A 24,648-nucleotide genomic window follows, 5' to 3' on the forward strand; every position below is an offset into this window, starting at 1 on the left:
GCCACGGTCGCACAGTGAAGTGGACGCCCATTCACCGACCGGATCGAAGGAGGGAAGACGATGAGCCCCCAGGCTTTGACCACACCGAACGACGCTTGCCGCGCGGGTTGCGATCTCGCGTTGCGCATGGCCGTGCTGACGCGCGACTGGCAGCACGAATGGCACGCGCTGGCAGGGCGGCGCATCGAGCGGGACCGCGACGCGGTGCGCGGCCTGCAGCAGGCGCTGGCAACGACGAACGAGTGGACGGCGTTCGGCGAGGCGGCCCGGCAGGTGATGCGCGACTACACGATCGCGACCGTCGCGATCTGGCAGGACGCCACCGAGCTGTGGATGCGCGGGCAGTTCGAGAGCGCGAGTGCGTGGCGCACGTGGCTGCGCGATTACGGCACCGGCGCGCTGTCGCGCTACCAGACCGACTGGTGGCCCGATCTCGGGCGGCTGGCCGTGGTCAACGAGGCGAGCATGCCGTGGCGCGACTGGATGGCCGCGTTCGAGCTCGGCATCACGGAAACCGTCGACGCGGGCGGCGGGGCCGCGGACGTCCGGCGTCTCGATGGCCGCCATGCGGCGCAGGAGCACGATCATGTCCGCTGAGCGCATCGCTTTCGTCACCGGCGGGATGGGCGGCCTCGGTGCCGCGATCAGCCGCCGCCTGCACGAGGCCGGCATGACGGTGGCGGTGTCGCACACCGAACGCAACGACCACGTCGCGACGTGGCTCACGCAGGAACGCGAGGCGGGCCGCACGTTTCATGCGTACGAGGTCGACGTGGCCGACTACGACTCGTGCCAGCACTGCGCGGCGCGCGTGCTGGCCGAGTTCGGGCGCGTCGACGTGCTCGTCAACAACGCGGGCATCACGCACGATGCCACCTTCGTGAAGATGACCAAGAGCATGTGGGACGCGGTGCTGCGCACCAATCTCGACGGCCTGTTCAACATGACGAAGCCGTTCGTGCCCGGAATGATCGATGCCGGCTTCGGCCGGATCGTCAACATCGGGTCGGTGAACGGGGAGCGCGGCGCGTACGGGCAGGCGAACTACGCGGCCGCGAAAGCCGGCATCCACGGTTTCACGAAATCGCTGGCGCTCGAACTCGCGCGGCACGGCATCACGGTCAACACGGTGGCCCCGGGCTACCTGGCCACCGCGATGCTCGAGTCGGTACCGAAGGAAGTGCTCGACACGAAGATCCTGCCGCAGATTCCGGCCGGCCGCCTCGGTGACCCCGACGAAATCGCCGCGCTCGTCGCGTTCCTGTGTTCCGATGCGGGGGCGTTCGCGACCGGTGCGGAATTCGACGTCAACGGCGGCATGTACATGCGATGAAAGCATCCGTCATCCGTGTGCCGCTCCCGCGCGAATCGAGGCAATCGCCGGATCGGGACGAGCAGGAGCCGGACCGGTCCGAATGCACCGCCGCCGAGGCGACCCCCGCCGAACAATGGAACCGCGCCGCGCATGCCAACGTCGCCGCGATGACCTTCGGGCTGTCGCCCGTGTCGTTGGCGCTGGCCCTGCTCGACTGGGGCGCTCACCTGGCGGTGTCGCCGGGCAAGTGCTTCGAACTCGCGACGCAGGCGTGGCTCGCGGCCGCGCCCGCGGCGGCGGAGAAGGGCGCGGCGGACGACGCCGACACGGACGGCCTGGCCGTGCATGCGGGGCACGCCGATCCGCGCTTCGCCGCGCCCGCCTGGTCGGGCTGGCCGTTTCGCACGTATCGCGACGGCTTCCTGTCGGTCCAGCGCTGGTGGCGCGAAGCGACGCGCGGCGTGCCCGGTGTCGAACGGCACCATGAGGAGCTGGTCGGCTTCGTCGCGCGTCAATGGCTCGACGCGTGCTCGCCCGGCAACTTTCTTGCGACCAATCCCGTCGCGCTCGACGCGACGATGCGCAGCGGCGGCGCGAACCTCGCGGCGGGGGCGCGGCACTGGCTCGACGATGCGAACGCGTGGCTCGATCGCGCCGGCGGCACGCGTGGCCGCGACCCGCGGGCTTACCTGCCGGGGCGCGACGTCGCGATTACGCCGGGCCGGGTCGTGTGGCGCAACGCGTTGTGCGAGCTGCTGCAGTATGAGCCGACGACACCGCGCGTCGCGCGCGAGCCGATCCTGATCGTGCCGTCGTGGATCATGAAGTACTACATCCTCGATCTGCAGCCGCACGATTCGCTGATCCGTTTCCTCGTCGATGCGGGCTACACCGTGTTTGCGGTGTCGTGGCGCAATCCGGACGCGCAAGCGCGCGATCTCGGGCTCGACGATTACCTGCGCGACGGGTGCCTGGCCGCGCTCGACGTCGTCCGGTCGATCTGCGGCGAGGCGGTCCACGCGGCCGGCTATTGCCTCGGCGGCACGCTGCTGGCAATCGCCGCGGCGGCGCTCGCACGCGACGGGCGGCAACACGAAGCCCTGCGATCCGTCACGTTGCTCGCGGCCGAGACCGATTTCAGCGAACCCGGCGAACTCGGCCTGTTCATCGACGCGAGCGAACTGTCCGCGCTCGACGCGCTGATGTGGCGGCAGGGCTACCTGGACGGCGCGCAGATGTCCGCCGCGTTCGAACTGCTGAACGCGCGCGACCTGATCTGGTCGCGGATGATGAGCGAATACCTGCTCGGCAGGCGCACGAAGCCCAACGACCTGATGTCGTGGAATGCGGACACCACGCGCATGCCGTACCGGATGCATTCGGAATACCTGACCCGGCTGTTCCTCGACAACGATCTCGCGGCCGGCCGCTACTGTGTCGACGGGCGGCCGGTCGCGCTGTCGGATCTCGACGTGCCGACGTTCGTGGTCGGCACCGAGCGCGATCACGTGTCGCCGTGGCGCTCGGTCTACAAGCTTCATCTGCTGACGCACCACGCATTGACCTTCGTGCTGACGGCGGGCGGCCACAACGCGGGCATCGTGTCGGAACCCGGTCATCCGGGCCGCCACTACCGCTGCGCGACCCGCGAACCCGGCGCGCCTTACCGCAGCCCGCGCGACTTCATGCGCGAGACGCCCGCGGTCGACGGATCGTGGTGGACCTGCTGGCGCGACTGGCTGCGCGTGCGCTCGTCGGGTGACGTGCCGGCCCGCACGCCGGCCGCCGGGCTCGCGGCGGCGCCGGGTGCCTACGTGCTCGAGACATGAACGGGTATCGGCATCCGGATCCGTGCGGCGGCGCGTGCCTGCCCGGCCTGCTGCCGCGCGCGGACGGCGCATGGCCCGGGCTGATCGCGCGGGCACGCAACGCAGCGCCGCTCGTCGTGGCCGTCGTGCATCCGTGCGATGCAACCAGTCTCGTCGCGCTGGCCGAACTCCGCGAGTCGCCGCTGGCGGCCGCGATCGAGCCGCTGATCGTCGCGCCGCGCGACAAGGTGCTGCGTGTCGCGCACGACGCGGGCGTCGATCTGTCGCCGTGGACGATCGAGGACGTGCCGCACAGCCACGCAGCGGCGGCCCGCGCGGTCGAACTCGCGGCGGCCGGCCGTGCCGGCGCGCTGATGAAGGGCAGCCTGCATACGGACGAGCTGATGGGCGCGGTCGTCGCCGCCGAATCGGGGCTGCGCACCGACAAGCGCATGTCCCACTGTTTCCTGATCGAGACGCCGGCGTATCCGCGTCCGTTCATCCTGACCGACGCGGCGGTGAACATCGCGCCGGACCTCGCGCAGAAGGCGGCCATCACGCAGAACGCGATCGACGTCGCGCATGCGCTGGGCGTGGCGTGCCCGCGCGTGGCCGTGCTGTGCGCGGTCGAGACCGTCAATCCGGCGATGCGCTCGACGCTCGACGCGGCGGCGCTCGCGAAGATGGCCGAGCGCGGCCAGCTCACGGGCGCGATCGTCGACGGCCCGCTCGCGTTCGACAACGCGATCTCGCTGCGGGCGGCGCACGACAAGGGGATCGATTCGCCGGTTGCCGGCTGCGCCGACATCCTGGTCGTGCCCGATATCGAAGCGGGCAACCTGCTCGCGAAGCAGCTCGAATACCTGGGCGGCGCCGTCAGCGCGGGCATCGTCGTGGGCGCGCGCGTGCCGATCGTGCTGACGAGCCGCGCCGACGGCGCGGCCGTCCGGGTCGCGTCCTGCGCACTCGCGATGGTGCTGGCGCAGGCGCGGCATGCGCCGCAGTCCTGATGAACCCGATGAACGTACCTGCAACCCTTTCTTTCGATGGAGGAACCCCGATGAAAGCACTCGTCTACCACGGGCCCGGGCGCAAGGCGCTCGAGGAGCGGCCGATGCCGGAGCTGCAGTCGCCCACCGACGCGCTCGTGCGCGTGACGCGCACGACGATCTGCGGTACCGATCTGCACATCCTCAAGGGCGACGTACCGACTTGCGAACCCGGCCGCATTCTCGGCCACGAAGGGGTCGGGATCGTCGAGCAGGTCGGCGCCGCCGTCGATGCGCTGAAGCCGGGCGATCATGTGCTGATTTCCTGCATTTCGTCGTGCGGCCGCTGCGAATATTGCCGGCGGGGCCTCTATTCGCATTGCACGACCGGCGGCTGGATCCTCGGCAACCGGATCGACGGCACGCAGGCCGAGTACGTGCGCATCCCGCATGCGCAGACGAGCCTCTACCGGATTCCGCCGGGCGCGGACGAGGAGGCGCTCGTGATGCTGTCGGACATCCTGCCGACCGGGTTCGAATGCGGCGTGCTGAACGGCAAGGTGCAGCCGGGCTGCTCGGTGGCGATCGTCGGCGCGGGCCCGATCGGGCTGGCGGCGCTGCTGACCGCGCAGTTCTACTCGCCCGCGCGGATCATCATGATCGATCCGGACAGCAACCGGCTGGACGTGGCGCAGCGCTTCGGCGCGACCGACTGCATCGACGGCCGCGCCGGCGACCCGGTGGCGGAAGTGATGAAGCTGACCGACGGCGTCGGCGTCGATTGCGCGATCGAGGCGGTCGGGATTCCGGCGACGTTCGAGATGTGCACGTCAGTGGTGGCGCCGGGCGGCGTGGTCGCGAACGTCGGCGTGCACGGGGTCAAGGCCGACCTGCACCTCGAGAAGCTGTGGGATCGCAACATCTCGATCACGACCCGGCTGGTCGACACGGTCAGCACGCCGATGCTGCTGAAGACCGTGCGCGCCGGGCGCCTCGATCCGAAACACCTGATCACGCACCGGTTCTCGCTCGACGACGTCGAGCGCGCGTACGACACGTTCGGCCGCGCCGCGCAAACCCATGCGCTGAAGGTCATCATCGAAGTCGGTTGATGGCCGGGTCGCGCGCGGCGGGAACCGGCAGGCGACACCCGGTTCCCGCCACCGCACGGCGGGTCACGCCGTCAGGAGGAAAGCGCGGCCGGCTCGCGCGTGTCGCCGGATTCGACCGCATCGAGATCGACGCACTGCGCATACACCGGCACCTCGCACGGCCAGTGCAGCCGCTCCGCGATGCGCCGCCGCATCGCATCGGCCGCGGCCGGCTCGCCATGCGTGACGAAGGTCCGCACGGGCGCGCGCTGCATCGTGCCAAGCCAGCGGAGGATCTCCTCGTAGTCGGCATGCGCGGAGAGCGTCGTGATCGACTCGACCTGCGCGCGCACGCGCACGTACTCGCCGTGGATCTTCAGTGTCGGCTCGTGCGCGGCCAGCGCCGCGCCGCGCGTGCCGGCCGCCTGGTAGCCGACCAGCGCGATCGTGTTGCGCGCATCGGGCGCGTAGCGGCTCAGGTGATGCAGCACGCGGCCGCCCGTCGCCATTCCGCTGCCGGCGATGATGACCATCGGGCCCTGATGGTCGGCAATCGCCTTCGACTGCTCGACCGAACGGATCATCGTGGCCGCATGGCCGAGCGCGTTCGCTTCGGAAGGCGTCAGCCGGTGTTCGAGGATATGGTGACGATAGATCTCGGTCACGTCGGTGGCCATCGGGCTGTCGACGAATACCGGCACGCGCGCCATCCGGCCGGACGCCTTCAGGCGCGCGATGTAGTGCAGGATCTCCTGCGCGCGGCCGACGGTGAAGCACGGCATCACGACAACGCCGCCGCGCGCGAAGGTCTTGTCGAACAGCGCGGCGAGTTCGTTCTCGGGGTCCGATTCCGGATGCAGCCGGTCGCCGTACGTCGATTCGACGACCAGGTAGTCCGCATGCGCGGGCGCCAGCGGCGGCTGCATGATCGGGTCGTGATAGCGGCCGAGGTCGCCCGAGAAGGCCAGCACCTTGTGATCCCAGTGCATCACGACGCTCGCCGCGCCGAGAATGTGGCCGGCCGGCAGCAGGCGGAACGCCAGCCCGCCGCCGAGCGCCGTGCATTCGTCGAACGCGACGGGCTTCAGCAGGTGCAGCGCGCGCTGCGCATCGTCCAGCGTGTAGAGCGGTTGTGCCGGATGATGCTTCGAATAGCCGTGGCGGTTCGCGAAATCGGCTTCTTCCTCCTGCAGCCGCGCGCTGTCGCGCAGCATGATGTCGCAGAGTTCGGCGGTGGCCGCCGTGCAATACACCGGCCCGCGGAACCCCTCGCGCGCCAGCACCGGAAGATAGCCGGTGTGGTCGATATGCGCGTGCGTGAGCACGACCGCGTCGAGCGTGTCGGGCGCGACCGGCAACGGGCTCCAGTTGCGCAGCCGCAGGTTCTTGGTGCCCTGGAACAGGCCGCAGTCGACCAGCACGCGCCGGTTGCCGTGCTCGACCAGGTATTTCGAGCCGGTCACGGTTTCAGTCGCACCGAGAAAAGTCAGTTTCATGGATCGCCTCACGGGAGTGGACGGAGCAGTGAATCGATTACAGCGCGGATGCGCGCGAAGCGATTGATGGAAATCAGGGATTGCCGTATCCGTATCTGTATCCGTATCCGTGCCCCGCTCGGGCGAGGTTCGTCGTCCGGCCGCGGCGGCTTCGGTTTGACGTCAATCAACGCGCGGGCCGGACGGCGGCACGATAGTGATCGCATGCGCGCCGGCGATGTCGTGATCCCGCCCTCCGCGCAGGCCGCCTGCGGTGAGTACGCATGGCGCAACGAGATCACGACACTATCGGGACGAACCCATCATGACGCTGATCGCCAACCTGGACGGCGCGCGGACCGGCTACCGGCTGTGCTTCGTGCGCGCACCCTGGGCGTGGTTCACCTGCCTGCCGCTCGATCAGCAATGCGGCCAGAGCTGGGCCGACGTGCCCTACCAGGACATCGCACAACCGCCTTACAGCGATTCGCGCGCGCAACTGCTGCGCGTGGCGTTCGACGCGCCGCGCTTGCTGCCGCCCGAAGCGGGCCGGCACGGGGGTGACTGGAGCGTCGAGCAGATCAACGGCGGCGCGGTGCCGTGGCTGCGCAGCGAGGCGTTCGTCGACGCGATGAAACTGGCCGTGCCGGCCGGGGCGACGCTCGCCGAATTCGTCGAGACGATCGAGGCTGCCGGCGGCACCGTCTACGGCCCGCTCGGCTGGGCCGAACTGCCGCCGTGGCAGCGGCCCGACGTCGTGGCGCATACGCAGACGGGCTAACGGGCTGAACGCCGGTCGCACGCACCGCCTCGTTTCAGCCCGCGTCGCCCCAGCCGCCGCCGAGCGCGACGTAGAACGCGACCGTGTCCTGCAGCCGCTGCGCGAGCGCCTGCAGCCACGCCAGGCGCGCCTGATGGTATTGCACGTCGGCGACCAGCAACGGCACATAACCCGAAATCCCCGCGTCGTAGCCGGCCTGCGTGAGCGTCAGCGCATCGCGGGCCGCGGCCATCGCGCGGGCCTGCGCATCGAGTGCCGTTGCATCGTTTGCGAGCGCGCGCAACGTGTCGGCGACCTGCGAGAACGCCGACAGCACCACTTGCCGGTAGGTCGCGTCGGCCTCTTCGTACGCGTCCTGCGCCGCGCGCCGCTGGTTCAGCAGCGTGCCGCCGTGAAAGAGCGGCGCGGTGAGCCCGGCGCCGACACTCCATGCACGGCTGGCCGGCGCGAACAGCCGGCCGGCGACGATGCTGTCGAAACCGCCCGACGCGGACAGCGTGAGCGTCGGATAAAGCGCGGCCGTCGCGACGCCGACTTGCGCGCTGGCCACGTGCAACTGCGCTTCCGCCTGCAGGATGTCCGGCCGGCGGCGCACCAGTGACGACGGCGCCGTATCCGGCAAGCGCGCCGGCAGCGCGATGCGCTCGAGCGACAGGTCGGGCGTCTGCCAGTCGACGGGGTAGCGGCCCGCCAGCAGCGCGAGCAGGTCGTCGGCCTGCGCGCGTTTCTGATCGAGCGCGGGCAGTGTCGCTTCGAGCGACGCGCGCTGCGATTCCAGCGTGAGCACGGCGACGTAGGCTGCCGCGCCGGCCGTGACCTGCGCGCGCGTCAGGCGGATCTGCTCGTCGAGCAGGCCGATCATTTCGCGCGTGGCCGCGGCTTCGTCGCGATACGCGGCGCGCGCGATCATCGTGTTGACGACGTTGGCCGTCAGCATCAGGTACGCGCCCGCCAGCGCCTGGCGCCGTGCGTCGACATCGGCCGCAAGCGCCTCGATCTGGCGCCGCTCGCCGCCCCACAGGTCGAGCGTGTAGCTGACCGTCGCGGATAGCGTGTACAGGTTGAAGATCGATGCCGGCAGCGCCTGCCCGGTGCGCAGCGGCGTGTCACGCTGGCGCGACGCGCCGGCCTGCGCATCGGCCTGCGGAAAGAAGATGCCTTCGCCGGCCCGCAGCGCATGTTCGCTGCGCCGCAGCGTTGCCTCGGCAAGATCGAGCGTCGGACTGCCGGTCAGTGCCTCGCCGACGGTCGAGTCGATCGCGTGGCTGCCGAAGCGGGTCCACCAGTCGCGCGTGAGCGGCTCGCTCGCCGACAGCGCCTGTGCCTGGCCGCCTGCCGTCCACGCGCCGGCGGCGGCGTCCGCCGCGACGAAACGCGATACACGCGGAACGGGCGGACGCTTGAAGTCGGGACCGACCATGCATCCGGCCAGCGACGCGACGGCCGCGAGCACGGTCGCCATGTGCGACATCCGGTGGACGAGGCGATTACTTGCCGGCCACGTACACATCGACGATCTGCCCGGGAAACAACCGGACAGCCTTGTTCGGGACGATACGGAAAATGACCGGCAGCACGCGCACGTCGACGCGCTCGGTGCGCTGGTCGGACAATTCGATCTTCGGCGTCACGTACGGCTGCACGCGGACGAACTGGAGGTCGGCTTCGACCGACGTGCCGCGCACGAACATGTGCGCCTTCAGCGCGTGCAGGTCGGGCAGCTGGTGGATCAGGATTTCGTCGATGTAGCAGCGCACCTGCAGGCGGTCGACCGGCGTGCCGAGCACCGCGACGGGCGCGTTGCCCTGCGTGTAGGTGTCGTACAGCCCCTGCGAAGTCAGGTACGAGCCGACGGCCGCGTTCATCGCGAGCACGGTGCCGTCGGCCGGCGCGCGCAGCGTGTAGCGGGCCAGCAGCGCGGCGGCCGCGTCGGCCGCGCGCCGCAGCGCGACGGCCTGCGCTTCCTGGTTGCGCACGTCGTAGCGCCACGCGCCGGCTTTCGTCAGGCGATACTGCCGCATCACGACGTCGAGGTTGGCCGCCGCGACACGTACCGCGTTCGCGGCCGTATCGAGTGCGTCGCGGCTCACGGCCTTCGGGTCGATGTCGTACGCGTGCCGCTGCTTGTCGTACTGATCCTGCGCGAGCTTGAGGCTGGCCTGCGCGGCCGTCGTCTGCGCGCTCGCCACGTCGAGCACCTCGCGGCGCGGCTGCGCCTTCAGCTCGTCGAGCAGCGCGGCGGCCGCGTCGGCCTGCGCCGCGAGCTGCGCGGCGGTGGCGCGCTGCACCGAGTCGTCGATCGTCAGCAGCGCATCGCCGGCCTTCACCGGATCGCCGTCGTGCACGAGGATGCGTGTCACCGCGCCCGTCACGTCCGGGTAGACGTTCACGTTCGCGCCGGCCGGCTGCTCGCTCTCGACGATCCCGTTCGCATAGACGCCGCGCGCGTACGGGTTGGCGGCCGGCTTGAACACCGGCGGCTGCGGCGGCTCCTGGCGGCTGTACACCCATGCGGCGACGAGGCTGGCCAGGAAACCGAGCACCGCCGCCACGAACACGAGCCGGTGCTTCATCGCGCACCTCCGCGGTCGATGCCGTTCAGCTTGCCGTCCTCCATCCGCAGGATGCGGTCCGCGTATTCGAAGATCCGCGCATCGTGCGTGACGATCACGATGCAGCGCGTGTCGTTCAGCACCTGGTGCTTGACGAAGTCGATGATCATGCGGCCCGTGTCGCCGTCGAGCGACGCGGTGGGCTCGTCGAGGATCAGCAGGTCGGGCTGGCTGACGATTGCGCGCGCGATCGCCACGCGCTGCTGCTCGCCGCCGGACAGCTTGACGGGCGGCAGTTGCGCGCGATTGCCGAGCCCGACGACGTCGAGATAGCCGAGCGCTTCGTGCAGCGCTTCGTCCCACGGCCGGCGCTTGAGGATCAGCGGAATCGCGACGTTCTCGGCCGTCGTCAGCTTCGGAAACAGGTGGTAGTCCTGAAAGACGAAGCCGATCCGGTTCAGCCGGAAATCGGCGATCGCGTCGTTCGGCTGCGCCCACAGGTCGATGCCGTCGATCGACACCGAGCCCGATTCCGGCCGCAGGATGCCCGAGATCACGCTGAGCAGCGTCGTCTTGCCGCTGCCGGACGGCCCGACGATCAGCAGCATCTCGCCGAAGTTCGCCTGCATCGACACTTCGCGCAATGCCTGCGTGCGCGCATCGCCTTCGCCGAACCATTTGGTGACGCCACGCGCGTCGATCGCGACATTCGCCATCGTCAGCCCCGGAAGATGTCGAACGGCTCGATGCGCAGCACGCGGCGCACGCCGAGATAGCTCGAGATCGTCGCGATCACCACCACCATCCCGAACGCGAGCGCCAGGTTGCCGAACGTGACGAGCGCCGCGTAATCGGGAATCTGCAGCTTCGCGAGACTGATCATCAGCACGCACAGGCCGACGCCGATGCCGTAGCCGGTCAGCGCGGTGAACGTCGCCTGGAACAGGATCATCGCGACCAGCTCGCGGCTTTTCGCGCCGATCGCCTTCAGCGCGCCGAACTTGTCGAGGTTTTCGAGGATGAACGCATAGAACGTCTGGCCGGAGATCGACAGGCCGATGATGAAGCTGATGATCGTCATCAGCATGATGTTGGTGCCGAGCCCTGTCTCGTACTTGTAGAAGCGTGCGATCTGCGCGATGAATTCGTCGCGCGTGTAAGCGCGATAGCCGAGCGACGTCACGACGGCCTTGATGTGCGCGATGTCCGCCTCCGACTTCGGCTCGACGAGGATGTAGGACGTCGTGAAGCGCGGCGACGGGATGTAGCGGATCGCGCGGGCGTAGGTCGTATAGAGCGTGGGCGTGCCGAACAGGCCGCTGGCCGCCACTTTTGCGATGCCGACGATCACGCCGCGATGGTCGTTCAGCTCGAAATCGGTGCCGACGGCCGGATTCTCGAGCTTCGGAAACTCGGGATCCCGGATCGCGATGAAGCCGTTCTCCGCGTAGATGTCCTCGATCCGGCCCTGCAGCATCGTCGGTCGGCCGAGCAGGCTCGCATCGTCCAGGCCGACGATCGTCACCGCCTGGTAGGTGCCGGAGCGCAGCTTGACGAGCGCGGCGCCGGAGTAGAGCGGCACCGCATACTTGACGCCGTCGATGCTGCGTACCGCGTCGAGCACGTAGTCGGGCATGCCGATGCTGTTCGCGATCGTCTTCACGGCAGGGTCCATCACCCACATCTTCGCGCCGATGTTGATCACGGACGCCGACGACTTGTTCAGGATCCCGGCGAACAGCGACGTCATCTCGATCATCAGCAGCACCGAGAACGTGATGCCGATGGTCAGCGCGGTGAACTTCGCGCTGTCGTTCACGAGCAGTTTGAACGCGAGGCGAAGGATGCCGTTCATGATGGGGCGTGAGCCGGGTACGAGCGCATCATGAATGCTCGCCGGCGGCCGGATCCGGCTGCGCGACGAAGGCGGCGCTCCCCGCCACCAGCGCGACGATTGCATATGGAAGCACATGCACGCCGACCAGCATCGCGTGCACGACGCCCAGCAGCGACGCGAGTGCGATGAACACGCCGAGCGTGGCAACAACGATCCGGTTTGGCAGGCGCATCATGGCGTTCTCCAGGGAGGCGGCCGCCGGCCGCCCGTGAGCGCGATGCCGCGTGGCCGCGATCGCCGCCGCTACGGATTGCGCAAGTCGTGACGTCATGATCGCGTGCCGGGTTCCGGCACGGTTGATCTGTATCAACGGACGAATCCGGGCGCCCGACGGGCCGCTCACGCCATCTGCGTGATGGTCTTGCGAAACCGCATCAGCGACAGCAGGAACAGCACGCAACCGATCGCGAACAGCACCACGAACTGGATCCAGACCGCATCGAGGCCGGCGCCCCGGTACAGGATGCGCTGCGCGAGTTCGACGAAATGCGTGGTCGGCGCGGCCAGCATGATGTCCTGCACGGCGAGCGGCATGCTCTCGCGCGGCGTCAGGCCGCCCGACAGCAACTGCAGCGGCAGCAGCACGAGCACCAGCAGCATCCCGAACTGCGGCATGCTGCGCACGAGCGTCGCGAGAAAGATGCCCATCGACGTCGTCGCGAACAGGTGCAGCGCCATGCCGGCCACGAACAGCGGGATGGAGCCCGGAATCGGCACGTGCAGCGCCCCGCCCACCACCAGCGTCAGCGACGCGACGGCCGCCACCGTGACGACGAGCCCCATCGACCACACCTTCGCGAGCATGATCTCCGCCGCCGTCACCGGCATCACGAGCAGATGCTCGATCGTGCCGTGCTCGCGCTCGCGGATCAGCGCGGCCCCGGTGAGGATCATCGACAGCATCGTCACGTTGTTGATCAGCTCCATCAGCGCGCCGAACCACACCTCGTCGAGATTCGGGTTGAAGCGCATCCGCATCGCGAGATCGACGGGCGGCGACGATGCGCCGCGATAGCGCCGCACGAATGCATCGATCTCGCCCGACACGATCTGCTGCACGTAGCCGCCGCCGGTAAACGCCTGCGTCATGCGGGTCGCGTCGACGTTGAGCTGGATCGTCGCAGGGCGGCCGGCCAGCACGTCGCGCTGGAAATCCGGCGGAATGTCGAGCGAGAACGTGTAGTCGCCGTTGTCGAGGCCGCGGTCGGCCGCGGCCGCGCCGACGATCGGGGGCGGCGCGAACTGCGGCGGGAAGAACGCCGCGACGATGCGTGCGGACAGCGGCGATGCATCCTCGTCGACGATCGCGATCGGCACCTTGTGCAGCGTTTCCGGGCGCGCGGTGGCCGCGACGTAGATCGACGCGCTGAACGTGTAGACGATCAGCACGAGCAGGATCGGATCGCGGGCGAGGCTCCACAGCTCCTTGACCCCGAGCCGGAAAATGACGAGCAGGCGCGACATGGTCAGCGCTCCTGTTTGCGCAGCAGCACGGCCGTCATGACCAGGATGGCCGGCGCTGCCGCGAGCAGCGGCCAGAACTGCGACGACAGGTCGCCCAGGCCGAGTGCCTTGTTGAACACGCCGCGGCTGATCGCGAGCATGTAGGTGGCCGGGTAGACCGTACCGATCCACTTGCCGGCGCCTTCCAGCGACGACAACGGCGTGAGCAGCCCCGAGAACTGCACCACGGGAATCAGCGTGCCGACGATCGTCATGAAGATCGCGGCGATCTGGCTGCGCGTGAACGTCGACGCGAACAGCCCGATGCCCGTGGCCACCACGTTGAAGACCAGCACCGCGGCCGCGAGCGTGAAGAAGCTGCCCTTGATCCGCACGCCGAACGCGATGTCGGCCAGCACGACCATCAGCAGGAAGTTCAGCATGGCCAGCATCACGTAGGGCGCCTGCTTGCCGAGCAGGAATTCGGCGCGGGTGACGGGCGTCACGTACAGGTTGACGATCGAGCCGAGCTCCCGTTCGCGGACGACGGCCAGCGCCGTCAGCATCGCGGGGAGCATCAGCAGCAGCATCGGCATGATGGCCGGGATCATCGCCGGCAGGCTCCTGACGTCCGGGTTGTAGCGATAGCGGACGGCGATCTCGACGGCCGGCGCGAGCGACACGCCGAGCCGGCGCTTCGCCTGGTCGCGCAGCCAGTTCTCGTGCATGCCGGCGACGTAGCCGCGGATCGTCTCCGCGCGCATCGGCATCGCGCCGTCGATCCACGCGCCGATCTCGACGTGCCGGCCGTGCGCGACGTCGCGGGCGAAGCCGGGCGGAATCTCGATCGCGAGCGACAACTGGCCGTTGCGCATGCGCCGGTCGATATCGCGATCGTCCACGAGCGGGGCGCGCGGCACGAAGTAGCGGGAGCCGCCGAGGTTCTGCGCATAGTCCTGGCTCAGGATCGACTGGTCGCGGTCGAGCACCGCGAACGTCAGGTTGTCGACGTCGAGGCTGATGCCGATGCTGATCACGCACATCAGCACGAGCGACCCGAACAGCGCCAGCGTCGCCCGCAGCGGGTCGCGGCGCAGCTCCAGCAGTTCGCGCCACAGGTAGCTGCCGGCGCGTGCGGGGCTGAACCATGCGGCCGCGCGGCCGGCGTTTGCACGGGCGCCGGTGGTGCCGGCGGATTCGGCCGTGTCGGCGGTGTCGGGCGGCGTGCCCAGCCAGCCCGCGTCGGACGCCTCGTCCGCCGGCGGGCTGTCCGTTTGCTGCGCGTCGGTCAGGTACGCGATGAACGCTTCCTCGAGCGACCCGGCGCCGCGCGTGCGCACGAGCTCTGCCGGCGCGGCGCTGGCGAGCACGCGGCCCGCGTGCATCAGCGAGATGCGATCGCAGCGTTCGGCTTCGTTCATGAAGTGCGTCGAAATGAAGATCGTCACGCGATCGTGCCGCGCCAGCTCGATCATCAGCCGCCAGAAGTCGTCCCGCGCGACCGGGTCCACCCCGGACGTCGGCTCGTCGAGGATCAGCAGCTCGGGCTTGTGCACCATCGCCACCGCGAGGGACAGCCGCTGCCGCATGCCGAGCGGCAGGCGTTCGGGCAATGCGTCGAGCGAGCCGGCCAGCCCGAAGCGCTCGGCCATTTCGGCGATCCGACCCGGCACGTCCGCCTCCGGCACGCCGAACAGCCGCGCATGCAGCACGAGGTTCTGCCGCACGGTCAGCTCCCCGTACAGCGAAAACCCTTGCGACATGTAGCCGACCCGCCGGCGCGTGTCGATGTCGTCCGCCGCGACCGGCTGGCCGAACAGCGTCGCCGTGCCTTCGGACGCGGGAAGCAGCCCCGTGAGCATCTTCATCGTCGTCGACTTGCCGCAGCCGTTGGAGCCGAGGAAGCCGAAGATCTCGCCGCGACGGATCTGCAGGCTGACGTGATCGACCGCGACGAAATCGCCGAACCGCATCGTCAGCCCGTCGGCCTCGATCGCGTAGCCGGCGGCGGCATCGGGCTGGAACGGCGCGATCCGGATCGGCTGGTGCCCGCGCCGCTGCGCGTCGGGCAGCAACGCGACGAACGCATCCTCGAGCGTGCCGCAGCCGGTGCGGGCCAGCAGCGCGTCCGGGCTGCCGGTTGCCAGCACGCGCCCGGCGTCCATCGCGATCAGCCGGTCGAACCGCCGGGCCTCGTCCATGTACGCGGTGGCCACCAGCACGCTCATCGCCGGCCGCGCGGCGCGAATGCGCCCGATCAGCTCCCAGAACTGGGCGCGCGACAGCGGATCGACGCCGGTCGTCGGTTCGTCGAGGATCAGCAGGTCCGGATCGTGGATCAGCGCGCAGCACAGGCCGAGCTTCTGCTTCATCCCGCCGGACAGTTTGCCGGCGGGCCGGTCCAGGAACGGGTGCAGGCCGGTGCTGTGCGTGAGCGCGTCGATCCGCCGGCGCCGCTCCGCCGCGTCGTGGCCGAACAGCCTGGCGAAGAACTGCAGGTTTTCCTCGACGGACAGCGTCGCGTACAGGTTCCGGCCCAGCCCTTGCGGCATGTAGGCGATGCGCCGGCAGACGCGCGCACGATGACGGCGCGACGACAGGTCGCCGCCGAGGGTCCACACGCGCCCCTGCTGGATCGCGCGTGCGCCGGAAATGAGCGCGAGCAGGCTCGACTTGCCGACGCCGTCCGGCCCGATCAGCCCGACCATGCGGCCGGCCGGGATGTCGAGCGTCACGTCGTCGAGCGCGGCCTTGCCGCCGTAGCGCAGCGAGACGCCGGACAGCCGCGCGACGGGCTCGGGAACCGGCGGCCCCTCGGTCGCGCCGGCGGCGGGGTCGGCCGGGAGCGTCGACTTCATTGGGGAACCTTGATCGCGAGGCGCGCGGGCCACGCGGCGTGCGGATCGGTCTTGAGCCACGCCACACCCGGCAGCCCGGTCTTGACGAGCTTCAGATGGCGCTGCAGCAGGTCGCGGTCGATGCGCGCCTTCACGCGGAACATCAGCTTCTGCCGTTCGGTGGCCGTCTCGACCGTCTTCGGCGTGAACTGCGCGGTGCTCGACACATATGACACGCGGGCCGGAATCACGTACTCCGGCGCCGCGTCGAGCACGATCCGCACGTCGGCGCCGAGCGGCACCCGGCCGACCACCGTCTCGGGCAGGAAGAACGTCATGTAGACATCCGACAGGTCGACCACGTTGAGCACCTTGCCGCCGGCCGGCAGCACTTCGCCCGATTCGGCCACGCGATACTGCACGCGCCCGTCGCGCGGCGATGTCAGGGCGCTGTCCGAGATGTCGGCCTGCACGCGCGCGACCGTTGCCTGCGCGGCCGTCACGGCGGAGCGCGCGGCGACGAGCTGCGCGCGGGTCGCGTCGATGGCGGCCTGCGCGGCCTGGACCTGCGCGCGTGCCGCATTCACGGTCGCCCGCAGGCTGCCGGCGCGCGCGCGGTCGTCGTCGAGCTCCTGCATCGACGATGCGCCGTCGCGCGACAGCGTCTCGGAACGGGCGAGCCGCCGCGTCGCCGCATCCAGTTCGCTTTCCCGCTGGACGACGACGGCCTCGGCCGCCGCCTTGTCGCTGCGCCGCTGCGCGACCTGCGCGTCGATGCTCGCGGCCGTGTTTACCGCCTGCTGCTCCCGGGCGCGCGCTTCGTCGAGCTGCGCCTGCAGGACGACCACGTCCATGCGCGCGAGCGGCTGGCCGGCGGTCACGAAGTCGCCTTCGTCGACGAGCATCGCGGTGACACGCCCCGGCAGCTTGGTCGCGACGTCGATCTCGGTCGCTTCGATACGGCCGTTGCCGCTCACGAGGCCGGCATCGGCCTGGCCATCACGCCAGCGCGTCCATCCGTAGTACGTGATGGCGATCGCGAGCACGGCGACGCCTGCCCCGATCAGAAGAGGGCGCTTGAGGATTTTCATCGTGGGGAATCCGGATTCGTCGATGCGTTGTTCGGTGGCGCGGCGGCCGCGTCGCTGTCCTGCGTGGCGCCGCCGAGCGCGCCATAGAGCGCGACGCGGCTCGACAGCAGTGCGCGACGCGTCATCACCCATTGCTGCTCCGCGTTCATCAGGTCGCGCTGCGCGTCGAGCACCTCGAGGAACCGGGTCGCGCCGCTGTCGTAGCGCAGCTTCGCGAGGCGCGCCCGTTCGGCCTGTGAATCCAGCGTCGCGCGCTCGATGCGCACCTCGTCGGCCAGCCAGTAGCGCGACGCGAGCGCGTCGGACACGTCGCGAAACGCGCTCTGGATCGTCCGCTCGTACTGCGCGAGCGCTTCGTCGCGCTGCGCGTGCGCCAGCGCGAGATTCGAGCGGTTGCGGCCACCGTCGATCAGCGGCAGCGTCACGTTCGGGATCACCGACCAGACGCCGGTGCTGGATGTCAGGAGGTCATGCAGCGCGCTGCTGCCCGAGCCGATCGAGCTCGTCAGCGCGATGCGCGGGAAAAAGGCGGCGCGCGCCGCGCCGATGTTCGCGCGGGCTGCCTGCAGCGCGTGCTCGGCCGCGATCACGTCCGGCCGCCGGGCGAGCAGCGACGACGGCAGGCCGGGCGCGAGCGACGGCGCGACGGCGCCGTCGTCGAGCACGAGCGGCGTACCGGCCAGGTCCGGCGGCGCGCCGACCAGCAGGGCCAGCGCATCGGCCGCCGACGCGCGCGCCTGTTGCAACTGGGCGCCGAGCGATTCCGCCTGCTGCAGCAGGATCTCGGCCTGCGTCAGGTCGAGGCGGGAGATCGCGCCGGCCGCCTGGCGAAGCCGGAAAATCCGCAGCGACTCGCGGCGCGTGTCGATCGTCGCGCGGGTCAGCGCGATGCGCTCGTCGTATTCGCACAGGGTCAGATACGCGTTGGCGACCGACGTGATCACGCTCAGCGTCGCGGCACGCCGGGCCGCGTCGCTCGCGAGATAGCGCTGCAGCGCCGCGTCCTTCAGGCTGCGCACGCGGCCCCAGAAATCCAGTTCCCATTGCGTTTCGGCCAGCTGGACGTCGTAGACTTGCCCGATGAACGGGGCGGGCGTGAGGAACCCGCCCGGCGCGCGAAACCGCGCGTAGGCCGCGCCGGCACCGATCGTCGGCCACTGGTCCGCGCGGCGGATGCCGTAGGCGGCGCGGGCCTGTTCGACGCGCGCAACGGCCGCGCGCAGGTCGCGGTTGTTGGCCAGCGCCTGCGCGATCAGCGCCCGAAGGCGCGCATCGACGAAGTAGTCCTGCCACGCGGGCACCGGCGCAACGGCGGCCGCAGCGGCGGGCGGGGCGCCGGCCGACGGATCCGGAAAGGCGGCCGGGATCGGCGCTGCGGGGCGCTGGTCCGGCGGTGCGAGCGACAGGCATCCGGACAGCAGGCCGATACCCGTTGCGAGCGCAACGAAACGCGCGGATCGGGACGCTGCTTTGCGGAAGACGACGGGAGGCGCGATGGCGCGCATGGAATGCCTCGGCGAATACGGAAACGCGGGGGGCGCCGCCACGTGGCGGCGCCGCTTCGGGTTCACTTATATCCGACGAATGACGCTCCTACCCTTGATCTGAATCACTTCGGCGGGAATGCGTTTCGAGCGGTGCTTCGGTTGACAGGCGCGCCGGAAAATGGCCCCGGGCCGGCGGGTTGTGCCGGGCCCGACGCGATCGTGCGCGTCACGGCCGGTCGCTCGGGGCGAGGTTCAGCAGTACGACGAACGAGATGATGCTCAGGATCAGCGTGACGATCGAGTATCTGAAAACCCGCTCGTCGAACAGCATCCCGTGAATGATGCCGGCCAGCGATGCGAGCGCGATGAACACGCTGAGCGTCGCGAGCGCGATGCGGTATTGCCTGCGGTTCATGACGGTCTCCTGCGGCGTGGCTGTCGTGCGGATGCGAAACGCGCGGGTCGGCGCGGGTTTCGCGGTGTCTGGCGTCATGATCGCGTGGCGCTTTGCCGCACGGTTGATCTGTATCAACGGACGAATCCGGCATTCGCGCACCGGCGGCCACGGCCGCCGGCACGCCGTTGATTGATCCTCGTCAACCCGCCGGCGCCGGCGTGCGCGATGCTGAATCCGGTGCGGCCCGATCGCCGATCGCGAATGTCACGACCGGTGCGGCCCAACGGGAGACGGAAATGAAGTCCGATGCAGCACTCAAGCAGGACGTCGAGCAGGCGCTGTTCTGGAATCCGGCGATCGACGCGCGGCGGATCGACGTCGACGTACGCGACCGGATCGTCACGTTGCGCGGCTCGGTCGACAGCTGGGCCCAGAAGCTCGAGGCGCAGAAAACGGCGCTGCACGTCGAGGATGCGCGTGCGCTCGTGCTCGAACTGAACGTCACACCGCCGGAAAACGCGTGCGCGGATCAGGAGCTGGCAATCGCCATCACGTTCGCGCTCGGCTGGCAGGAGGCGCTGCGCGATCACAAGATTCGCGTCGAGGTCGACCACGGTTGCGTGACGCTCGACGGCGAAGTCGATCATGCATACCAGAGCCGCGCGGCGGAAAAGATGGTCAGCCGGATGATCGGCGTCGTCGGCGTCGCGAACCGGATCCGGGTGCGCACGGACCACACGGTGCCGGACGTCGGCATGCGGATCGCCGAAGCGCTGGCGCGTCGCGCGCAGCGCGAATCCGCAGGCATTGCGATCGACGCGGTCGACGGCGTCATCACGCTGACGGGCAAGGTCGCGTCGCTTGCCGAAAGGCGCGCCGCGTGCGGCGCGGCCGGGTCGGTGAGAGGTGTCCGCGAGGTCGTCGACCGGCTCACCGTCGGCTGACGGCCGGCCCATGCTGTCTACTGCAAGGAGAAGCAGCCATGAACCGTTCGAATTCAGGCCCCGGCCGAACCCCTCTGCGCCGCGACCAGCGCATGCAACCGCATACGAAGGACAGTTACCGCGATCCGAAGCGGCCGAAGGGCGACCGGATCTGCGAAGGCTGCGGCGCCGTCTGCGACGCGGGCCGCTGGACGTGGTACGCGACACCGCTCGACCGGCGCCAGCTCGAATGCCCGGCCTGCAGGCGCATGCGAGAAAACCTGCCGGCGGGCGAGCTGGCGTTGCACGGCGCGTACCTGCGCGCGCACCGGGCGACGATTCTCGACCTGCTCGAGCGCCAGGCCGATCTGGAGACGAGCGAGCACGCGCTCGAACGCATCATGGAAATCGAGCAATCCGGCGATACGCTCGTCGTCCGCACGACGGGCGTGCACATGGTGCGAAGGCTGGGGGAAGCATTGCTGCATGCGCATCACGGCGATCTCGCGCTCAACTATCGCGATGGCGAGGACATGCTGCGCGCGCAATGGACGCGCGACGATGCATGAACGGCGGTGTGTCCGGCAAACGGGCCCGATGCGATGAAAAAAACACTCGATTACTCCGGACTGCTGATCCCGTTCGTATTTGCCGTGCTGGTGGCGTATCAGCTGCTGATGGCCCAGCCGGCCACGACGTCGATCTCGTACAGCGACTTTCACCGCCTGGTCGACGCGCGGCTCGTCGACGATCTCGACATCGGCCCGTCGTCGATTTCGGGCGTGCTGCGCATGCCGCAGGCCGGTGCGAACCTGCCGGCCTCCGACGCGGCCGCCGTGAAAAAGGCAGGGCCGCCGTGGCGCTTCACGACCAACCGGGTCGCTGACGATCGTCTCGTCGCCGAACTCACGACCGCCGGCATCCGCTATCGCGGCGCGCCGGATTCGGGCTGGCTCGAAACGCTTGCCGGATGGATATTGCCGGTGATCGTCCTCGTCACGTTCTGGAGCTTCATGATGCGCCGGCCGGGCGGGGTCCGTGACCTGAGCGGCATGGGCAAGAGCCAGGCACGCGTGTACGTGCAGCAGGAAACCGGCATCACGTTCGACGACATCGCCGGCATAGACGAGGCGAAGGCCGAGCTGCAGCAGATCGTTGCGTTCCTGCGCAATCCTGAACGCTACCAGCGGCTCGGCGGCAAGATCCCGAAAGGCGTGCTGATCGTCGGCGCGCCCGGCACCGGCAAGACGCTGCTCGCGCGCGCGGTGGCCGGCGAGGCGGCCGTGCCGTTCTTCACGATCAGCGGCTCGGCGTTCGTCGAGATGTTCGTCGGCGTCGGCGCGGCACGCGTGCGTGACCTGTTCGAGCAGGCAAAGCAGAAGGCGCCCTGCATCGTGTTCATCGACGAACTCGATGCGCTCGGCAAGGCGCGCGGCGTCGGCCTGATGTCCGGCAACGACGAGCGCGAGCAGACGCTCAACCAGCTGCTCGTCGAGATGGACGGCTTCCAGGCCAATTCGGGCGTGATCATCATGGCCGCGACGAACCGGCCCGAGATCCTCGACCCTGCGCTGCTGCGGCCCGGGCGCTTCGACCGCCACATCGCGATCGACCGGCCCGACCTGACCGGCCGCAAGCAGATCCTGGCCGTGCACACGAAGCGCGTGAAGCTGGCCCCGGAAGTCGACCTGGCCGAGCTGGCGCAGCGCACGCCGGGCTTCGTCGGCGCGGATCTCGCGAACGTCGTCAACGAGGCCGCGCTGCACGCGGCCGAACTTGGCAAGCCGGCGATCGGCATGGCCGATTTCGACGAAGCGATCGACCGCGCGATGACGGGCATGGAGCGCAAGAGCCGCGTGATGAACGACGAGGAAAAGCGGACCATCGCGTACCACGAGGCCGGGCACGCGCTCGTCGCGCAAAGCCGTGTGCATTGCGATCCGGTGAAGAAGGTGTCGATCATCCCGCGCGGCATCGCGGCGCTCGGCTACACGCAGCAGGTGCCGACCGAGGATCGCTACGTGCTGCGCAAGAGCGAGCTGCTCGACCGGCTCGACGTGCTGCTCGGCGGCCGGGTAGCCGAGGAGATCGCGTTCGGCGACGTGTCGACCGGCGCGCAGAACGATCTGGAACGTGCGACCGCGCTGGCGCGCCACATGGTCATGCAGTACGGGATGAGCGAGAAGCTCGGTCTCGCGACGCTCGACGACGCGACCCCGCAGGGCGGTTCGCCCGGCGTGTGGACGCCGGGCGACGGCCGGTGCAGCGAACACACCGCGCAGTTGATCGACGAGGAGGTGCGCGCGCTGCTCGAAGACGCGCACGTGCGGGTCACGGCGACGCTCGGCGAGCATCGCGACGCGCTCGAACGGATCGCGCGGTGCCTGCTGCAGCACGAAACGATCGATCACGACACACTGGTGGCGCTCATTACGCCACCGGACGACGGCATCGGCCTGCCCGGGCCGGCGCACGCCGATGCGGAGCCTGCCACGGCCACGGACACGTCGGCCTGACCGGCTGGCGGCCACCGTCGGTCAGTCCGCTCAACAGCCGATGCAGACCGCGCCGTCGCGTCGTTGCGCCGTATCGTCGGTGACGACCGACGCGAGCCGCGGATCGGGCCGGAACACCGTGATGCCCTTGAGCCGGTCGCGCCATGCCGCGAAGAACAGCGCGTCGACCTGCGCGAGCGAACACTGGCTGTCCATCGTCACGGTCTTCGAGATGCCGGCGTCGACGCAGGGCTGAAGCACCGCGAGCATCGCGACATGATCGATCGGTGCGATCTCGGCCGCGGTGGCGAAATAGTCCGGCAGCGCGACGCGGTCGCCATGCAGTGCGCGAAACAGCCGGTACGCATGGTTCTGCACCCGGAACGCGCGCACCTGGCCGTCTGCCGTTCGAACCATCCGGCGCTGGGTCCAGCCGACGGCCGGTTCGATGCCGTTCGAACAGTTGTCGCAGAACGCGAGACTCACGCTGCCGGCCGGCGCGAACGACAACAGATGGCTGTTGCGCAGCCCGTGCCGCTGGATCGCGTGATGCACCTTCAGCGGCAGCCGCATGCGGTAGGCGGGGCCGGTCAGGTAAGCGGCCGGATCGTACGCGGGAAACGCGCCGCGCTCGGCGGCCAGCGCGGCCGACGCGGCAAACGCATGCTCGCGCATCGTCAGCGCGATGCTGCGCGCACATGCGCGCGCCTCGACGCTGTCGTAGCGCAGCCGCAGCATCGTCAGCGCGTCGCCCAGGCCCGTCACGCCCACCCCGATGCGCCTCGTCCGATGCGCTTCGCGTGCATGCGCGGCGAGCGGCCATGCGGTGAGGTCGAGCACATCGTCGAGCAGGCGAACCTGGATGTGCACCGCGTCGGCGAGCGCCGCGAAATCGAAGCGCGGCTCGCCGTCGATGCCGAACGGATGGTGCACGAACCGCGACAGGTCGACCGGCCCCAGCACGCAGCTGCCGTAGGGCGGCAGCGGCTGCTCGCCGCACGGGTTCGTCGCGTCGATCCGTTCGTGCTCGCGCAGCGGATTCGCGTCGCGGATCGTGTCGAGGAACAGCAGCCCGGGTTCGGCACTGTCGCGTGCGGCGTTGACGATCGCCTGCCACACCTTGCGGGCGGGAACCGTCGCATGAAGGTAGCGCCCGTCCGGCCGCCGGGGCGACGCGATGGCGGCTGCATGGCGCGGTGCGTGATGGACGAGCGCCCACGGCAGGTCGTGCGCGACTGCTTCCATGAACGCGTCCGTGATGCCGACGGACAGGTTGAAGGTCGGCCAGCGCGCCCGCCCGTGCTTGGCCGTGACGAACGCAAGCAGGTCCGGATGATCGCAGCGCAGCACGCCCATCTGCGCGCCGCGACGCGGGCCGGTGAACGGCAACGCGCGGCACATCGCATCGAATCGGTCGATTGCCGCGCATACGCCGCGCTCGGGCGACAGGCGGCGTTCGTACGCGCCGGCGGGCGGCACCGGCGAGAAGTCGTAGCCGATTCCGCCGCCCATCAGCAGCGTGAGCCGCGCGTCGTCGAGCGCCTGCGCGAGCGCCGCATCGACGCCCTGCAGCGGCGTGTCGTCCGGAACCGCGAGCGGATGGACGAAGCAGTTGACCATCGTGCCGCCCGTCGTCGCGCCGGCATTCGCCATGATGCGGCCGGCGCCGATCGCGCCGCGCTGCAGGTTCTGGAAGAACGTGCGCTCGGCCCGGGCGCGCAGCGCGGGCGGCTCGGCGAGCGACAGTGCACGGGCGACACGCTGGAACACGGCCGCGCGCGACGTTTCGCCGGGCTGCGCATAGCGTTCGGCGAACACGGTGGTGCAAAGCGGCTGCTCGTCCATGGCGGGGCTCGGCGACGACGGATGACCTAATGTAAGGGCCTGGCCGCCCGCGTCGTTGATCGAGCGCAATCCGGTGCTGTTGCGGCATCGCTTGACGGTCGTCAATGCCGGGCGAAGGCGCGCACGTAAGGTGGTGCCAGGACCGGCCGGCGCCGGTTGCCGGCGCCAGGCATCAGGCATCAGGCATCAGGCACGCGCCGCGGACGCACGCGCGCGGCGGGC

The 24,648-nt window shown here is 69.6% G+C and carries 21 protein-coding genes; 9 read left to right on the forward strand and 12 right to left on the reverse strand.

Annotated features, from left to right (window positions below):
* Positions 1–60 precede the first annotated feature (60 nt).
* Genes FFS49_RS20840 through FFS49_RS20860 form a run of 5 tightly spaced genes read left to right on the forward strand, consistent with a single transcriptional unit; the run spans position 61 to position 5,224 of the window.
* A complete protein-coding gene (locus FFS49_RS20840; protein ID WP_039353418.1) occupies positions 61–597 on the forward strand; it encodes a hypothetical protein in 537 nt (178 codons plus the stop codon).
* Positions 587–1,333, forward strand: a complete 747-nt coding sequence (locus FFS49_RS20845) for a beta-ketoacyl-ACP reductase (RefSeq protein ID WP_089487383.1) — start codon at positions 587–589, stop codon at positions 1,331–1,333. The genes FFS49_RS20840 and FFS49_RS20845 overlap by 11 nt, the downstream gene beginning before the upstream one ends.
* Entirely contained in the window at positions 1,330–3,144 is a 1,815-nt protein-coding gene (locus tag FFS49_RS20850; RefSeq protein ID WP_105815659.1) for an alpha/beta fold hydrolase, read from the forward strand. The genes FFS49_RS20845 and FFS49_RS20850 overlap by 4 nt, the downstream gene beginning before the upstream one ends.
* A complete protein-coding gene (locus FFS49_RS20855) occupies positions 3,141–4,133 on the forward strand; it encodes a bifunctional enoyl-CoA hydratase/phosphate acetyltransferase (RefSeq protein ID WP_039353414.1) in 993 nt (330 codons plus the stop codon). Before FFS49_RS20850 ends, FFS49_RS20855 begins: the two co-directional genes overlap by 4 nt.
* Before the next feature lie 50 nt (positions 4,134–4,183).
* Positions 4,184–5,224 carry a zinc-dependent alcohol dehydrogenase family protein gene (locus tag FFS49_RS20860; RefSeq protein WP_105815660.1) on the forward strand — a complete coding sequence of 347 codons (1,041 nt, stop codon included), beginning with the start codon at positions 4,184–4,186 and terminating at the stop codon, positions 5,222–5,224.
* A gap of 71 nt (positions 5,225–5,295) precedes the next feature.
* Here the strand turns inward: FFS49_RS20860 and FFS49_RS20865 are convergent, their stop codons facing one another.
* The gene (locus tag FFS49_RS20865; protein WP_039353410.1) at positions 5,296–6,699 is read right to left on the reverse strand and encodes an MBL fold metallo-hydrolase; all 1,404 of its coding nucleotides are present in this window, start codon (positions 6,697–6,699) and stop codon (positions 5,296–5,298) included.
* 304 nt (positions 6,700–7,003) lie between these two features.
* On the opposite strand from FFS49_RS20865, the gene FFS49_RS20870 reads away from it, so the two are divergent.
* The gene (locus FFS49_RS20870) at positions 7,004–7,459 is read left to right on the forward strand and encodes a hypothetical protein (protein WP_039353406.1); all 456 of its coding nucleotides are present in this window, start codon (positions 7,004–7,006) and stop codon (positions 7,457–7,459) included.
* Positions 7,460–7,493: 34 nt separating this feature from the next.
* Here FFS49_RS20870 and FFS49_RS20875 read toward each other — a convergent pair whose 3' ends face one another.
* The 10 genes from FFS49_RS20875 to FFS49_RS20920 all read right to left on the reverse strand — a co-directional run bounded on the left by FFS49_RS20875 (position 7,494) and on the right by FFS49_RS20920 (position 19,181).
* Positions 7,494–8,921, reverse strand: coding sequence for an efflux transporter outer membrane subunit (locus tag FFS49_RS20875; protein ID WP_224755887.1), 1,428 nt, complete (start codon positions 8,919–8,921; stop codon positions 7,494–7,496).
* Positions 8,922–8,946: 25 nt separating this feature from the next.
* A complete protein-coding gene (locus tag FFS49_RS20880) occupies positions 8,947–10,032 on the reverse strand; it encodes a biotin/lipoyl-binding protein (RefSeq protein ID WP_047852873.1) in 1,086 nt (361 codons plus the stop codon).
* Positions 10,029–10,733, reverse strand: coding sequence for an ABC transporter ATP-binding protein (locus FFS49_RS20885; RefSeq protein ID WP_171026810.1), 705 nt, complete (start codon positions 10,731–10,733; stop codon positions 10,029–10,031). The genes FFS49_RS20880 and FFS49_RS20885 overlap by 4 nt, the downstream gene beginning before the upstream one ends.
* Entirely contained in the window at positions 10,730–11,866 is a 1,137-nt protein-coding gene (locus tag FFS49_RS20890; protein ID WP_105815663.1) for an ABC transporter permease, read from the reverse strand. The genes FFS49_RS20885 and FFS49_RS20890 overlap by 4 nt, the downstream gene beginning before the upstream one ends.
* 28 nt (positions 11,867–11,894) lie before the next feature.
* Positions 11,895–12,083, reverse strand: a complete 189-nt coding sequence (locus FFS49_RS20895) for a DUF2964 family protein (protein ID WP_105815664.1) — start codon at positions 12,081–12,083, stop codon at positions 11,895–11,897.
* Between the two features lie 164 nt (positions 12,084–12,247).
* The gene (locus FFS49_RS20900; RefSeq protein ID WP_046546583.1) at positions 12,248–13,372 is read right to left on the reverse strand and encodes an ABC transporter permease; all 1,125 of its coding nucleotides are present in this window, start codon (positions 13,370–13,372) and stop codon (positions 12,248–12,250) included.
* A 2-nt stretch (positions 13,373–13,374) separates the two neighbouring features.
* The gene (rbbA, locus tag FFS49_RS20905; RefSeq protein WP_105815665.1) at positions 13,375–16,209 is read right to left on the reverse strand and encodes a ribosome-associated ATPase/putative transporter RbbA; all 2,835 of its coding nucleotides are present in this window, start codon (positions 16,207–16,209) and stop codon (positions 13,375–13,377) included.
* Positions 16,206–17,279, reverse strand: a complete 1,074-nt coding sequence (locus FFS49_RS20910; protein WP_039353395.1) for an HlyD family efflux transporter periplasmic adaptor subunit — start codon at positions 17,277–17,279, stop codon at positions 16,206–16,208. Before FFS49_RS20910 ends, rbbA begins: the two co-directional genes overlap by 4 nt.
* Positions 17,276–18,784: an efflux transporter outer membrane subunit gene (locus FFS49_RS20915; RefSeq protein WP_137909829.1), complete on the reverse strand. Its 1,509-nt coding sequence runs from the start codon at positions 18,782–18,784 to the stop codon at positions 17,276–17,278. The genes FFS49_RS20910 and FFS49_RS20915 overlap by 4 nt, the downstream gene beginning before the upstream one ends.
* 208 nt (positions 18,785–18,992) lie before the next feature.
* Positions 18,993–19,181 (reverse strand): DUF2964 family protein, encoded by a 189-nt coding sequence (locus tag FFS49_RS20920; RefSeq protein ID WP_105817870.1) that lies wholly within the window; start codon positions 19,179–19,181, stop codon positions 18,993–18,995.
* Positions 19,182–19,459: 278 nt separating this feature from the next.
* Between FFS49_RS20920 and FFS49_RS20925 the strand changes: the two genes are divergently transcribed.
* From FFS49_RS20925 to ftsH, 3 genes are read left to right on the forward strand one after another with little or no spacing between them, the layout of a single operon-like run.
* Positions 19,460–20,107 (forward strand): BON domain-containing protein, encoded by a 648-nt coding sequence (locus tag FFS49_RS20925; protein ID WP_039353390.1) that lies wholly within the window; start codon positions 19,460–19,462, stop codon positions 20,105–20,107.
* A gap of 38 nt (positions 20,108–20,145) precedes the next feature.
* Entirely contained in the window at positions 20,146–20,655 is a 510-nt protein-coding gene (locus FFS49_RS20930; RefSeq protein WP_039353387.1) for a BCAM0308 family protein, read from the forward strand.
* Between the two features lie 33 nt (positions 20,656–20,688).
* Positions 20,689–22,602, forward strand: coding sequence for an ATP-dependent zinc metalloprotease FtsH (gene ftsH, locus FFS49_RS20935; RefSeq protein ID WP_105817809.1), 1,914 nt, complete (start codon positions 20,689–20,691; stop codon positions 22,600–22,602).
* A gap of 30 nt (positions 22,603–22,632) precedes the next feature.
* Here ftsH and FFS49_RS20940 read toward each other — a convergent pair whose 3' ends face one another.
* Positions 22,633–24,426, reverse strand: coding sequence for an adenosylcobalamin-dependent ribonucleoside-diphosphate reductase (locus FFS49_RS20940; protein WP_105817810.1), 1,794 nt, complete (start codon positions 24,424–24,426; stop codon positions 22,633–22,635).
* Positions 24,427–24,648 lie beyond the last annotated feature (222 nt).

The sequence above is a fragment of the Burkholderia sp. 4NA327C6 genome (assembly GCF_005502655.1).
Lineage (GTDB): Bacteria > Pseudomonadota > Gammaproteobacteria > Burkholderiales > Burkholderiaceae > Burkholderia > Burkholderia contaminans.

Coding starts and splice junctions, on each gene's coding strand:
- FFS49_RS20840 (WP_039353418.1), top strand. CDS start 61: ATGAGCCCCCAGGCTTTGACCACACCGAACGACGCTTGCCGCGCGGGT.
- FFS49_RS20845 (WP_089487383.1), top strand. CDS start 587: ATGTCCGCTGAGCGCATCGCTTTCGTCACCGGCGGGATGGGCGGCCTC.
- FFS49_RS20850 (WP_105815659.1), top strand. CDS start 1,330: ATGAAAGCATCCGTCATCCGTGTGCCGCTCCCGCGCGAATCGAGGCAA.
- FFS49_RS20855 (WP_039353414.1), top strand. CDS start 3,141: ATGAACGGGTATCGGCATCCGGATCCGTGCGGCGGCGCGTGCCTGCCC.
- FFS49_RS20860 (WP_105815660.1), top strand. CDS start 4,184: ATGAAAGCACTCGTCTACCACGGGCCCGGGCGCAAGGCGCTCGAGGAG.
- FFS49_RS20865 (WP_039353410.1), bottom strand. CDS start 6,699: ATGAAACTGACTTTTCTCGGTGCGACTGAAACCGTGACCGGCTCGAAA.
- FFS49_RS20870 (WP_039353406.1), top strand. CDS start 7,004: ATGACGCTGATCGCCAACCTGGACGGCGCGCGGACCGGCTACCGGCTG.
- FFS49_RS20875 (WP_224755887.1), bottom strand. CDS start 8,921: ATGGCGACCGTGCTCGCGGCCGTCGCGTCGCTGGCCGGATGCATGGTC.
- FFS49_RS20880 (WP_047852873.1), bottom strand. CDS start 10,032: ATGAAGCACCGGCTCGTGTTCGTGGCGGCGGTGCTCGGTTTCCTGGCC.
- FFS49_RS20890 (WP_105815663.1), bottom strand. CDS start 11,866: ATGAACGGCATCCTTCGCCTCGCGTTCAAACTGCTCGTGAACGACAGC.
- FFS49_RS20895 (WP_105815664.1), bottom strand. CDS start 12,083: ATGATGCGCCTGCCAAACCGGATCGTTGTTGCCACGCTCGGCGTGTTC.
- FFS49_RS20900 (WP_046546583.1), bottom strand. CDS start 13,372: ATGTCGCGCCTGCTCGTCATTTTCCGGCTCGGGGTCAAGGAGCTGTGG.
- rbbA (WP_105815665.1), bottom strand. CDS start 16,209: ATGAAGTCGACGCTCCCGGCCGACCCCGCCGCCGGCGCGACCGAGGGG.
- FFS49_RS20910 (WP_039353395.1), bottom strand. CDS start 17,279: ATGAAAATCCTCAAGCGCCCTCTTCTGATCGGGGCAGGCGTCGCCGTG.
- FFS49_RS20915 (WP_137909829.1), bottom strand. CDS start 18,784: ATGCGCGCCATCGCGCCTCCCGTCGTCTTCCGCAAAGCAGCGTCCCGA.
- FFS49_RS20920 (WP_105817870.1), bottom strand. CDS start 19,181: ATGAACCGCAGGCAATACCGCATCGCGCTCGCGACGCTCAGCGTGTTC.
- FFS49_RS20925 (WP_039353390.1), top strand. CDS start 19,460: ATGAAGTCCGATGCAGCACTCAAGCAGGACGTCGAGCAGGCGCTGTTC.
- FFS49_RS20930 (WP_039353387.1), top strand. CDS start 20,146: ATGAACCGTTCGAATTCAGGCCCCGGCCGAACCCCTCTGCGCCGCGAC.
- ftsH (WP_105817809.1), top strand. CDS start 20,689: ATGAAAAAAACACTCGATTACTCCGGACTGCTGATCCCGTTCGTATTT.
- FFS49_RS20940 (WP_105817810.1), bottom strand. CDS start 24,426: ATGGACGAGCAGCCGCTTTGCACCACCGTGTTCGCCGAACGCTATGCG.